The following is an 11,709-nucleotide window of genomic DNA, read 5'->3' on the forward strand; positions in this document are numbered from 1 at the left end:
CTCCGAGGGTCGAGCGCGGTCAGCGGCGGCGGTCGCCGTAGCGGCGGCGGAACTTCTCGACGCGGCCCTGGGTGTCCATCACGCGCTGGTTGCCGGTCCAGAACGGGTGCGAGTAGGCGGTCACGTCGATCGTGATCAGCGGGTAGGTGTTGCCGTCCTCCCACTCGATGCGCGCGTCGGAGGTCGCGGTGGAGCGGGTGAGGAAGCTCTTGCCGGTGGTGCGGTCCTGGAACACCACGGGCTCGTAGCGGGGGTGGATGTCGGGTTTCACTGGTTTCCCTTCAACTCGGATTCAGCGGGTTCGGCGCACGGTTCGGTGCGCCAGTCGGCGAACGGGTCCGGGTACTGCGCCCACTCCTGCTCGCCCGCGGCGAGTTCGTCGTCGGTGAGCACGGCGTCGCGCAGCGCGCGGACGATCTCGTGCGGGTCGGCTTCGTGGGCGATGACGACGAGCTCGTTCATCCGGTCGCCGTAGTAGTCGTCCCAGGTCAGCGCGGCCCTCAGCCGCCGGTCGTCGGACAGGCCGTCCCAGTCGTCGACGGTCGCCAGCCACGGTCCGGCGTGGGCGACGGCGAGCCCGCCACCTGCGGATTCCAGCCACAGCGAGTCGTCGGGCTGGCTGGCCACCCAGAACCGGCCGCGGGTGCGCACCACCCCGTCCAGCAGCATGTCGACGGCCTCGTGCAGCCGCTTCGGGTGGAACGGGCGGCGCTCCTCGAACAGGACGGTGGCCACGCCCGCGTCGGTGTCCAGCGACGGCTGGCCGCGCAGCAACCGGCCGTGCGGCCCGTCGACCTCGCCGCGCCGGGAGTCGTCGGGGATGCGCGCCAGCAGTGCGGGCAGGTCCAGGTCGTCGAGGTGGGCCAGCGGCGCCGACGGGGTGAGCCGGGCGAGCACGGCCTCGGCGCGGACCCGCTGCCAGCGGTCCTCAGCGGCTCCGACCAGCACGATCGCGTCGGCGAACTCGGCCTGCCCGACGGCCACCTGCGCCACGGTGCGCTCGTCGTCGGCGCTGCCGCCCAGTCCGCGCTCGGCGAGCGCCTCCTCACCGGAGGCGTCGGGCAGCCAGGTCTCGAGGTCGACGGTGGTCAGCACGGCCTCGATGGCGACGTCGGTGAGCAGCGGGCGGCCGTCGACCTCGACGTGGCGCAGCGCCCAGCAGATCGCCTCGGGCTCCAGCGCCGGGTCGAGCCGGATGACGATGCGGTTGATGTCGGGTGCGGCGGCGAGCCTGCGCAGCAGCGGCAGCAGGTCTTCGCGCAGCGTGCAGGACACGCAGCCGTGCGCGAGTTCGAGGACGTGGCTGTCGACGTGATCGCCGTGCCTGACCTCGCGGCGCACCACTCCTTCGGCGACCGAGCGCAGGTCGGCGTGCACCAGCGCGGTTCCTGACGGGTCGCGGAGGCGCGCGACCTCGGCCGCCTCGGCGACCTGGCTTTCGCGGAGGCCGGCCACCAGCAGCAGCGGCGTCCGGTCGGACGGATCGGTGAACATCCCCACCTCAATCGACAACGGTTTTCATCTTCGCTGCCGACACGCTACCCTGGCCGTCAGCTATATGAAAATGGATGTCGTTATCGAGAGGTAGGTCATGTCAGTCCGCTGCCAGGTGACCGGCAAGAAGCCGGGCTACGGCAACCAGATCTCGCACTCCCACCGCAAGACCCGCCGCCGCTGGCTGCCCAACGTGCAGAACAAGCGCTACTGGTTCCCCGCCGAGAACCGGTGGATCCGGCTGCGGGTGTCGACCAAGGGAATGAAGACGATCGAGAAGCGCGGCATCGACGCGGTCGTCGCCGACATGCGCGCGCGAGGGGAACGCATCTGATGGCCAAGAGCACCGACACCCGTCCGGTGATCAAGCTCCGCTCCACCGCGGGCACCGGATTCACCTACGTCACCACCAAGAACCGGCGCAACGACCCCGACCGCATGCGCCTCCGCAAGTACGACCCGGTGGCCCGCAAGCACGTCGAGTTCCGAGAAGAACGCTGACCAACCCACACCCCAGGTCAGGCGCACCCCCGGGCGTGACCGGATTCCAGCGGAAAACCGGATCCCGGTTTCCGCCGAATTCCGCCCCCCGGTTTCCACTGAGAACACGAAACCACTGGTCGAGGACGCACAGCAGAGAGGACATCGTGGCCAAGAAGTCGAAGATCGCTCGGAACGAGCAGCGCAAGGAGGTCGTCGAGCGGTACGCCGAGCGGCGGGCCGAGCTGAAGCGGATCATCGCCTCGCCCGAGACCGAACCCGAGGCCCGCTTCGAGGCGCAGAGCGAGCTGCAGCGGCAGCCCCGGGACGCCAGCCGGGTCCGGCTGCGCAACCGGGACACCGTGGACGGGCGTCCGCGCGGCTACTTCCGCAAGTTCGGGCTGTCGCGCGTGCGCCTGCGCGAGATGGCGCACAAGGGCGAGCTGCCCGGCGTGACGAAGTCGAGCTGGTGATCGCGTGCGCCGACCCGTCGAACGCCGCAAGAAGCCGAACCTCCTGCAACGCGAGGGCGTCGTCCAGGTCGACTGGAAGGACGTGACGCTGCTGCGCAAGTTCATCTCCGACCGGGGCAAGATCCGCTCGCGCCGGGTCACCGGACTGACGGCGCAGGAGCAGCGCGACGTCGCCAAGGCGATCAAGAACGCCCGCGAGATGGCGCTGCTCCCGTATCACCACAAATAGGACGATCCGGTCGAACGCCGTGCGATACCGGTCACCCTGAACCCGGGTGGCCGGTATCCCCGGTGCAGCATTGATCGCGATGAAGACCCCTGGACACAACCCCAGCCTGACCGATTCCGCCCCCGCCGCCGAGCTCTACGACGTGATCAACCGCAGGCGGGACGTCCGCCGCGAGTTCTCCGGCGCCGAACTCCCCGAGCCGGTGCTGCGCCGCGTGCTCACCGCCGCGCACACCGCGCCGAGCGTCGGGCTCTCCCAGCCGTGGGACTTCATCCTGGTCCGCGACGCGAACACGCGCCGCACGTTCCGCGAGCACGTGCTGGCCGAGCGCAGCGTGTTCGCCAGCAAGCTCGACGGCGAGCGGGCCGACACCTTCAGCAAGATCAAGGTCGAGGGCATCGTGGAGTCCTCGCTCGGCATCGCCGTCACCTACGACCCGCGCCGGGGCGCTCCGCAGGTGCTGGGCAGGCACGCCATCGCCGACGCCGGCCTGTACTCGGTGTGCCTGGCGATCCAGAACCTGTGGCTGGCGGCGACCGCCGAAGGCCTCGGGGTCGGCTGGGTCAGCTTCTACCGCGAGGAGTTCCTGCGACGACTGCTGGGAGTTCCCTCCGAGGTCAGGCCGGTGGCATGGTTGTGCGTGGGGCCGGTTCGCGAGCTCGCCGACACTCCGGACCTGGAACGGCACGGCTGGCGCCAGCGGATGCCCCTGGACGACGTCATCCACTACGAAGCGTACGGGCGTGGTCGCAACCGGTAACCTCGGACAGGTCGCTCATCCGAGCGGTCACGAAGACGTGCTCAACGACGAGGTCGCGGTGCAGCCGGAGGAACAACCGCTCGCCGGGCACATCCCGGCCCAGGACCGCCAGGTCAGGCGGCTGCTCGACGCTGGCAGCTTCACCGAGGCCGATGCCGCCTTCGACGAGCTGCTCGCCGGCGGCTCGAACTTCGTCGACAACCGCTGGGTCAGGTCCACGGTGCTGGTGCACCGCGCCCTGCTGGCCTGGCGGCTGGGCCGCATCCCGCTGGCCCTGGAGCTCATCGCCGAGGGCTGGACCGAGCTCGACACGCAGCCGCCGAGCGGCGGATCGGCCGCGCACACCGTCAGCATGCTGGGCTTCCTGCTGGAGGGCATCGGGCGTCGCGGTCCGGCGATGGACCTGATGTCGCTGGCGGTGCAGATCGCCCGCGACTCAGGTGACCAGCCGTCGCTGGCCCACTGCGAGCTCCGCGAAGGCATCGCCCGGGTGTTCCGGGCCGCGAACCACCCCGAGCAGGCCGCCCACCAGTTCGCCGCGGCCCGCGAGCTCTGCGAGGAGGCCCAGTCGCTGGCCAAGCCGGGACGCGTCAAGCGCAGCGCCCTGGCCTGCCTGGCCCGATCGCTGGTCGGCACCGGCGACGTGGAGTCGGCCGAGCGCGTCGCGCACGAGACGATCACCCTCAGCCGCGACACCTCCGACGGCTACGCGACGGCGCTGGCCAACTGGGTGCTCGCCGTCATCAGACGCTCGCAGGGCGTCCTGACCGAGGCCCGCACCTTCGCCAGCCGCGCGCTCGAGAGCGCCGAGAACATCCACGAATCGTTCCTGATGATGCGCTTCTCCCGCGAACTGGCCGAGATCTGCAAGCAGCTCGGCGATCCGGTGGGCGAAGCAGCGGCCCTGCGCCGCGCGGTGACCGCAGCCGTGTCAGCCGTGGACATCCTCAAAGAAGGTCTCGGCCAAGCGCTGGAGCAGCGCAGAGTCGCCACCCAAGCGCAGCGCATGGCGATGGCGGCCCGCGAAGCCGCACTGCGCGACCCGCTCACCGGGCTCGCCAACCGCCTGGGACTGGAACGCATGGCCCCGGTCCTGCTGGAGCGCAACGCCTCGGCCGGCCGGGTCCCGTGGCTCGTGCTGCTCGACGTCGACTACTTCAAGGAGGTCAACGACTTCGCCGGGCACACGGCGGGCGACGTCGTCCTGCAGGAGGTCGCCAACCTGCTGCGCCGCGAGTGCCGCGCGGGCGACCTGCTCTGCCGGTGGGCCGGTGACGAGTTCGTGGTCCTGCTCGTCGACGCCGCCGAAGACTCCCGCGAAGCCGGCCCGGTCGTCGCCGAACGCATCCGCGCCGCGGTCAACGCCCACGACTGGCGCCTGGTCCTGGGCAGACTGGACCAAAAACCCACGGTCAGCATCGGCGTGGCCGCAGGCCCCCACGACCTGGACCAGCTCTTCGCAGCCGCCGACATCGGCCTCTACAAGGCCAAAAGAGCAGGCCGAAACAGGGTCGAAAACGGCACCGACCTACCGGAAGCCCAACAACAACCGGACCGATGAAGCCCGACACCGGTGTCACGCACCTCGTTCCACCCCCGTCCCATGTGGACCGTCGCACGAGCCCACCAGCAGTGACGACCACCGATCACGAGCATCGACCGCGACCAGGGGAGAACGCGGATCACAGACGCCACCAGGTGTGCCGAACCCGAACCTCCACCAGGTACCCTCCGATCAGGCCCTCGTAGCTCAGGGGATAGAGCACGGCTCTCCTAAAGCCGGTGTCGCAGGTTCGAATCCTGCCGGGGGCGCTTATCGTTAAGTTCGGAAACGGCGCTTGACCAGGCACGACATCTGGAACGAGCAGTTGGTGAGCCTGCTGCTGGCTGCCACCACCCGCTACTGGCAGCCAGCGTTTACGGGCGATTCACGGGCGCAGGCGGCAACGTTACTGCGCCCAACCTCCACCCCCACCCCCCAACGCCAAGTTGCTAGAGCAAAAGCGTCCCCGTCGGAGCTGGCGGCGAGCTGCGCCCAGGCATCCGTTACATCAGGCCGAGGCCCACCGAACCGCCGCTCTTTTGCGCCCCCCGAGTCCAGCGCATAAGGCGGAGCTGGAGGCGTTGTCGGAGTACTTCACTTCTCGAACCGGCAGACCGTCAAACCTGGCGGTTGTGCGCAGGAGTCACATACGAGCATGGCCTGGCCCGCACTCGAGCACCGGGAGACAACGTCGACCACAGCTCCCAAAACAACTCCCGCAGCGTGTCCGCACATGTACGATCAGCACATAAATCCTGACTGTTCGGAGAAGTGGTGTCATTGGTTACAGATGACGAACTCGGTGCGGCCGACGTGATCGTCGAGGATCCCGAGACCGATGAGGACGAGGTTGACATCGAAACGCCGTCAGCCGGCGAGTCACTTCGTTACTTTGGTGTAGATTTTGACGTAGAGGGGCTTGTACGCCGTTTCGAACGCGAAGAGCTTATCGTTCCGCGATTCAACCCGCCAGACGAGGCAAATCAGGGAACTGGATACGCAGCGTTCCAGCGCAACTTCGTCTGGAAAAAGAAGCAGATGGACCGATTCATTGAGTCGATCCTTCTTGGCTATCCAGTTCCCGGAATTTTCCTGGTGGAACTCGAGAGTCGACAGTACATCGTCCTCGATGGACAGCAGAGACTCACCACTCTGCGCGACTTCTATCGAGGGCAATACCCGACACCGCAGGGCAAGCAGGAATTCTCGCTTACGTACGTAACCGAGGACGGCCCTTTCTTCGGAAAAACATATGCGACCCTCACCTCGTCGGATCAGCGACTCCTGAACAATGCCCTCATTCAGGCGACGGTGGTGGTCCCCACGGGAGACGAGGGAAAGCTGGCCGTCTACGCTCTATTTGAAAGAATCAATAGCGGCGGCACAAAGCTAAACGAACAGCAAATTCGCGTCGCCATCTACAACGGAAGCCTGATCAAGACGATTCGTGAGATGAACGACGACATTTCTTGGCGAATCTTGTTTGGAAGCCCTCCTCATCGCGACTTGAAAGATCAGGAACTGATCCTTCGGTATCTGTCACTAAAAAAGGTGGCGGAACCAGTACAGAACAATAACGAAGAGCGCGAGTACAAAGCCCCTCTTGCCTCATTCATGACTAAGCACCTGGACGACTTCGACAAGAATTTCTCTCCGTCTGAACGTAAGCGCGAAATGGCCGAATTTAGTAAGGCCTGCTCACTCCTCGTGGAGGCTTCCGGGAAGAGTGCCCTTAGGAGGAACCGAACCATCAACGCGGCAAGGACTGACTCAATTCTGGTCGGACTAACCCTAGCCCTAAGGAACAACCCCGACATTACCGTCCAGGAAGTAGCCGCCGCGTTCAACAAGCTGGAATCAGACAAGGAATTCAAAGAACATACTGAAAAGAGCACCTCACACAGGAGGAGCGTCACCAAGAGGATCGAAAGAAGCGTCAAGGCCTTCCAGGGGCGCTGATGCCGACAAACATAAGCCAGGCACGCAAAGATATCCACAAGATGAAGTCTACTCTGGATGCGATCTACGAACGATACGAAAGGTCCCTCCGAGTCGTTCCGATCGATCTCCAGCAGGACCTACATCTGTATATCTGCATTCGCCTATCAGGTTACCTTGAACAGCTCCTCCACCAGGCAATCTCGGCATACGTAGCGGAAACATCTGGCCAAGCCACCTCTAATTTTGCCCTCTCTTGGTTCAGGAAGGCGCCTAACCTTACCCCAAAATCACTTGAAGCACTGATCGAGAGATTTGGCGATGAGTGGATTGCCGACCTAAAGGAGCTCCTCGAAAAGGAAAGCAATCGGGACTCACTTGGAGTACTGCTTAAGATTCGAAATGACACCGCGCACGGTAAGAGCTACGGAGGCAGCCTAGCCCACGTGCGCACATATAAGAAGTTAGTCGACGATATCCACACATGGGTACACAACAGGTTTATCGACTAGGCGGGATGGAAATCGGATAGTTTATCTAACCTATGCCTTCCGTCGTTGGACTGCGGGGTAGAATATACCGCCTCCGCGACATATCAGGAGGCGGTATATTCACTTAATCGCTGATATCCGTTCAGGTTTTCGACTCGGAAGGTCGACGCAACTATTCTGGCCGGTACCCGAAGAAGCTCTCGACACGCTGCCTGGCGATTACGTCCTGGCCATGGAGGCACGAAGCGTAGGTTTCCAACAGGACTGTCACGGAGTGGCCAGCCCATCGCGCCACAGTCGTAGGGTCAACCCCGGCCGTCAACCATGTGCTCACTGCAGCATGCCGTAGCGAATACGGTCGCTCGGCTAGGCGTGACTGTGCGACCTTTTCCGTGAAGGCAACGGCGCGGGCCGCCCGCCACACTCGCGTGTACGTGATCTTCGGGATTCCTCCGCCTTGGTCTCCCTCGAACAGGAAACCACTATCCCCGTCGCCATACGCCTTGTTGTGCTTGAGCAATAGGTCGGTCAGCTCTGGCGGGCATGGCACCGGCCGCCCCTCCCCTACAGCTCGTGCCTTCACGCCGCGCTTTTCCCGTGCCTGGCCGGTTCCGGTCCAGTGCTTGCCGACATACGGGTGTGCTTGGCTGACGTAGATCTCGCCCCATCCTCGCTTCGGCAAGTTGAGATCGTCCTTGGTCAGGGCTGCGGCTTCCTCGGGGCGAAGAGCGGCGAAGTACATCACTGCGAAGAAGGCTTCCAACCTCGGGCCACTGCGTTGGACCTGGCTCACCGCTCGCAGCAACGTCCGCGCCTGCACCGGGTTTGGCACCGTTCGGGGATCAAGCGAGCGACTGCCCTTCGGCATGGATTCCCACTTCGTGTCTCGCAAAGGGTTTGTCTCCAGGGCCTTCTCATCGACCGCGTAGGACAGCAAGTGTGAGAGCACAGCGCGGTTTCGACGCGCCACTGTCGCTGCATACTTTTTGCCGGATCGGCTTACGAGCGCAGCCTGCTGCAGCTCCAGCTGCTTCGCCTCGTCCAGGACGACGCTGATCGGCAGGCTGTTGCGGGTGCACCATTCAATCGCATCGCGGTGCTCTTCCGGCATGCCCTTGGCCCGCTGATCAGAGTTGAACGCCCAGCCTCGCAACATCGAACGGATCTCCGCGTCGGCCGGCTTGCCCCTTCCTCCGTTGAAGAAGACAGGCGACACCCTAATCAGAGCCTCCGCGATGGTCTGGCGTGTGTTCGCGGCAGCTTCTGGCCAGCGCATGTCGACGTAGTTGCAGGCCAGCTCGAACCAACGCAGGTCCCGCGTCGCCCTGCCGAACGAGACCGGACGACCGGTCAGGGTGTCAAATGGTTCGCCTCGGTTCTGGGCTGATACGAGCTCCGCCCGGAGGCCGTCCGCCTGCGCACGCTTCTTGAACGTCTCCTCGAACTCTTCGTGGCTGACCCGCCAACGGAGGCGGTAGCTCGTGACCTTCCCGTCCTTGTTCTTGCGAGCGGTGATGGCCCAGATGCGTACGTCGTAGCTCTGCATTTCAGGCCACTTCCTTCCGATCGTTCAGCCAGTCTTCGAGGTCATCGCGGAGGATTCGAAGGGCTCCGTTCGGCAACTTCGTGCAGCGCGGCGCAGTCCCCCTGGCGCGCCACTTGTAGAAGGTGTCCCTGCTGATGCCGAGTTCGGCACAGAGATCCGGGATCGACAGGTACTCGCGTCGGCGGGTCTTCACGGCGGTTTCCTTCGGTCGAGACGAACTGAGCGAACGGACTCGATCGGTCATGCGATCCCCCTCTGCTTTGCGGCGTGCGGGATTGCCGTCCCAGCCGTCCCATCCGTCCCGATGCAGGTCAGCGCGGGACGGCTAGGGACGTTGGGACGGCTTTTGCCGTCCCACGTGACTGGTCCGGCGATCTGGGTGGGACGGCTGGTGCCGTCCCGAGCGGTGGTGCCGTCCCGGGCTGAGCTGGGCTGGGACGCTTGGGACGGCTGGGACGCCTCCCCGGCAGTGGACTCGGGCGGGCAGTAGCGCTGCCAGGCGTCGACGAAGTCCGCGCGGCGGTAGCCCTTGGCTTGGGATCCGTCCGGAAAGCGCACATTCCCAGAGCGGATCTCGAAGTCGGCCAACAGCTTCGAGAGCTTGCTGGGGTTGAGTCCCAACGAGCCGTACTCGCACCACGGCGCTTCGAGGTCAGCGTTGAGCTTGCCCAGCAGGTCGCTGGTGGAGATGGCCTGCTGATCGGCGAACGCGCGGCGGATGTCGACCAGCAGCCGAATTTTCATCGAACCCTGGTCGCTGTCGTTGGCTTCGGCCAGGAGGTCAACCGCGGCTTGCCTTGCTCGCTCCGGCCACGTCCCTCCGGCGTGGTCGGCCAGGGCAATGAGCGGTTCCCAGGTGTCGGCTGCTCTGTCTTCCAGTGGCATTTCCGGTTCAGCCGCTTCGAGCTTGTCCAGGTCGGCCCGCAGCCACTCTTTGATCCGGTCTGCAAGGCGGGTCAGCGCCGGCCGGTCGCGGCGGTGCCGGAACGGCGAGACCTTCTCTCCCGGTGCCCTGCGGCGCATGCGGATCACGACCGCTCGGTCTTCGATCGTGTCGGGCATGGCGCCGATGCCGGCCAACGCGGCCATTGCGAAGGTCGGAATGGCTTCAACCTTGCGGGTGTTGGCGTCGAACCGGATCGCTGGACGGTTGCGCTGGTGTCCGGCGTTTAGCAGCCCGCGCAGGTCCTCGTTGCTGCCCGCGTCGGCGCCGAAAATCGTGTCGGCCTCGTCGACGAGCATCGTGGGCGGGTCCTCGTCGATCGAGCGGTACACCGCCGACGGCGAGGCGTTGACGGTGATCAACGGCTCGTAGCAAGCGGCTTCGACCACGTCGAGAAGCCGGGACTTGCCGCAGCGCTTCTCCGGTGCGCGGATGACCAGGCGCGGGGCATGCGCCCAAGCGGGCTGGGCGTGGGTCGCGGCGATCCACAAGACCACGGCGTCGACGGCCTGTGGGCTGGGCAGGATCACGTAGCGCGTCACCGCCTGGTGGAGCTCGTCCAGGAGCTCCGCGCCGGTGGTGGGTGCCGTCATCGGACTACCTCCCTTCATGTCGGTGGTGGTCATGCCGCGCCGCGTCCCAGCAGGGATTCCGGTCCGTCGTGGGTTCCGCGCTCCCAACCCCGGATGGCGTTGCGTCGGGCGGCAGCGGGTTGGAGTGGCTTGCCGGTGCGCTCCCGTCGGCGGAGCGCGGCGGCGGTCAGGGCGTCGATCGCCTCGGTCGCGGTCCACGGGGCGGTGTCGTGGGTGGCGAGGTTGGCCAGGCGGCGAGCGGCCGCGTAGACCAGGCGCCAACGCTCCCCCGGCTCCGTTTCGACCTTGGTCAGCTGGCCTTCCCAGACGCGCTGCCAGTAGCCCGGAGCGTGATCACCAGGCCGCACAGCGCCGAGGTTGGGAGCTGCCGGTACCGATGTGGTCGAGGGTGTGACCCGGGGCCGCAGCCAGGCGGGCAGCTCGGCGATCTCAGCGGTCGCTGAGATCCGGCTGTAGGCGCCGGCAGCATCCTCCGGGGGTGTTGTGATGCGGGTACCGGGAGCGACGACGTAGCCGCCTTGAGCGCGGACGTCGATCTGGTGCCCGACTCGGCCGGTGGCGTCGCTGGGCACCTCAAGCCCAGTCGGTGCGCGGAAGTAGAGGTGCCGGCCACCGGAGGGTGTGGCGACGGTGAGCGTGGTCGGCCACGTCGCGCCGGCGGCGATGCTCAGGGCGCCGAGGGCTTCCAACCCGTCGCCGACCGGGCTGGGCACGTCGTGCGCTGCCGGGGCCGGCGGCTTGGGCTTGCGGTCGAGGTCGAGCACGACCAGCCCGGACGGCCCGGTGGCGATCCCGACGCCGGCGCGGGGCGTGCGGGTCCACCACTGCCGGATCAGCTCCGGCTTGGTGGTGGCCGCGAGGAGGCCGTGGCAGGGCTGCTCGGCGGTCAGGCACCGGCACGCGGCCGGTGCGGTGTGGCCGGCCTTGCAGTGCGGGCAGTTGGCGAACGGGCGCTTGCTGCCGGGCCGCAGCGGGAAGACGTGCATTCCCTGGGCAGCGAGCCAGCTAGCGATGTCGAGGTGAGTGCTCATGCGGGATGGGCCTTCCAAGTAGGGCATTCAGTCGCGGTGGCGGTTGGCGCCGTGGACGCGGCGAGCGGCGTTGATGGCTCGACGGCCGAGGCGCAGGAGAAGGCCGGTGCCGCAGCAGCGCCGGCAGAGGCGGATCGCGCGGCCGAACGGGGAGCGGAGTTTGCCGCCACCTCGGCAAGTGCGGCAGG

14 protein-coding genes and 1 tRNA gene are annotated in these 11,709 nt (G+C 66.2%); 9 read left to right on the forward strand and 6 right to left on the reverse strand.

Translation table 11 applies throughout. The features are described from left to right. Positions 1–19: 19 nt before the first annotated feature. Together E1202_RS04205 and mrf are read right to left on the reverse strand one after the other, a co-directional pair. Positions 20–271, reverse strand: coding sequence for a type B 50S ribosomal protein L31 (locus E1202_RS04205; RefSeq protein WP_132673837.1), 252 nt, complete (start codon positions 269–271; stop codon positions 20–22). Next, positions 268–1,512 carry a ribosome hibernation factor-recruiting GTPase MRF gene (gene mrf / locus E1202_RS04210; protein WP_408006079.1) on the reverse strand — a complete coding sequence of 415 codons (1,245 nt, stop codon included), beginning with the start codon at positions 1,510–1,512 and terminating at the stop codon, positions 268–270. Before mrf ends, E1202_RS04205 begins: the two co-directional genes overlap by 4 nt. Before the next feature lie 79 nt (positions 1,513–1,591). On the opposite strand from mrf, the gene rpmB reads away from it, so the two are divergent. From rpmB to E1202_RS32900, 9 genes are all read left to right on the forward strand, one after another. Next, positions 1,592–1,828, forward strand: coding sequence for a 50S ribosomal protein L28 (gene rpmB, locus E1202_RS04215; protein WP_132681185.1), 237 nt, complete (start codon positions 1,592–1,594; stop codon positions 1,826–1,828). After that, positions 1,828–1,995, forward strand: coding sequence for a 50S ribosomal protein L33 (gene rpmG / locus E1202_RS04220; protein ID WP_132681187.1), 168 nt, complete (start codon positions 1,828–1,830; stop codon positions 1,993–1,995). Before rpmB ends, rpmG begins: the two co-directional genes overlap by 1 nt. Before the next feature lie 146 nt (positions 1,996–2,141). After that, a complete protein-coding gene (gene rpsN, locus E1202_RS04225; protein WP_132673839.1) occupies positions 2,142–2,447 on the forward strand; it encodes a 30S ribosomal protein S14 in 306 nt (101 codons plus the stop codon). A gap of 4 nt (positions 2,448–2,451) precedes the next feature. Continuing rightward, positions 2,452–2,676 (forward strand): 30S ribosomal protein S18, encoded by a 225-nt coding sequence (gene rpsR, locus E1202_RS04230; RefSeq protein ID WP_132673840.1) that lies wholly within the window; start codon positions 2,452–2,454, stop codon positions 2,674–2,676. 79 nt (positions 2,677–2,755) lie between these two features. Then, positions 2,756–3,436, forward strand: coding sequence for a 5,6-dimethylbenzimidazole synthase (bluB, locus tag E1202_RS04235; RefSeq protein WP_132681189.1), 681 nt, complete (start codon positions 2,756–2,758; stop codon positions 3,434–3,436). After that, complete coding sequence (locus E1202_RS04240; RefSeq protein ID WP_328590946.1) at positions 3,420–4,997, forward strand: GGDEF domain-containing protein; 1,578 nt, start codon at positions 3,420–3,422, stop codon at positions 4,995–4,997. The genes bluB and E1202_RS04240 overlap by 17 nt, the downstream gene beginning before the upstream one ends. A 178-nt stretch (positions 4,998–5,175) precedes the next feature. After that, a tRNA-Arg gene (locus E1202_RS04245) sits at positions 5,176–5,248 on the forward strand. Positions 5,249–5,753: 505 nt separating this feature from the next. Continuing rightward, positions 5,754–6,938, forward strand: coding sequence for a DUF262 domain-containing protein (locus E1202_RS04250; protein ID WP_132681191.1), 1,185 nt, complete (start codon positions 5,754–5,756; stop codon positions 6,936–6,938). Between the two features lie 41 nt (positions 6,939–6,979). Then, the gene (locus E1202_RS32900) at positions 6,980–7,429 is read left to right on the forward strand and encodes a HEPN domain-containing protein (RefSeq protein ID WP_408006083.1); all 450 of its coding nucleotides are present in this window, start codon (positions 6,980–6,982) and stop codon (positions 7,427–7,429) included. A 151-nt stretch (positions 7,430–7,580) separates the two neighbouring features. Here the strand turns inward: E1202_RS32900 and E1202_RS04255 are convergent, their stop codons facing one another. The 4 genes from E1202_RS04255 to E1202_RS04270 are packed head-to-tail and all read right to left on the reverse strand — an operon-like array spanning position 7,581 to position 11,521. Then, positions 7,581–8,954: a tyrosine-type recombinase/integrase gene (locus E1202_RS04255; RefSeq protein ID WP_132681193.1), complete on the reverse strand. Its 1,374-nt coding sequence runs from the start codon at positions 8,952–8,954 to the stop codon at positions 7,581–7,583. Between the two features lies 1 nt (position 8,955). Then, positions 8,956–9,198, reverse strand: coding sequence for a helix-turn-helix transcriptional regulator (locus tag E1202_RS04260; RefSeq protein WP_132681195.1), 243 nt, complete (start codon positions 9,196–9,198; stop codon positions 8,956–8,958). Continuing rightward, complete coding sequence (locus E1202_RS04265; protein WP_235877675.1) at positions 9,195–10,523, reverse strand: DUF3631 domain-containing protein; 1,329 nt, start codon at positions 10,521–10,523, stop codon at positions 9,195–9,197. Before E1202_RS04265 ends, E1202_RS04260 begins: the two co-directional genes overlap by 4 nt. Continuing rightward, a complete protein-coding gene (locus E1202_RS04270; protein ID WP_132681197.1) occupies positions 10,520–11,521 on the reverse strand; it encodes a bifunctional DNA primase/polymerase in 1,002 nt (333 codons plus the stop codon). Before E1202_RS04270 ends, E1202_RS04265 begins: the two co-directional genes overlap by 4 nt. Positions 11,522–11,709 lie beyond the last annotated feature (188 nt).

It is taken from the genome of Saccharopolyspora karakumensis (assembly GCF_004349225.1).
Lineage (GTDB): Bacteria > Actinomycetota > Actinomycetes > Mycobacteriales > Pseudonocardiaceae > Saccharopolyspora > Saccharopolyspora endophytica.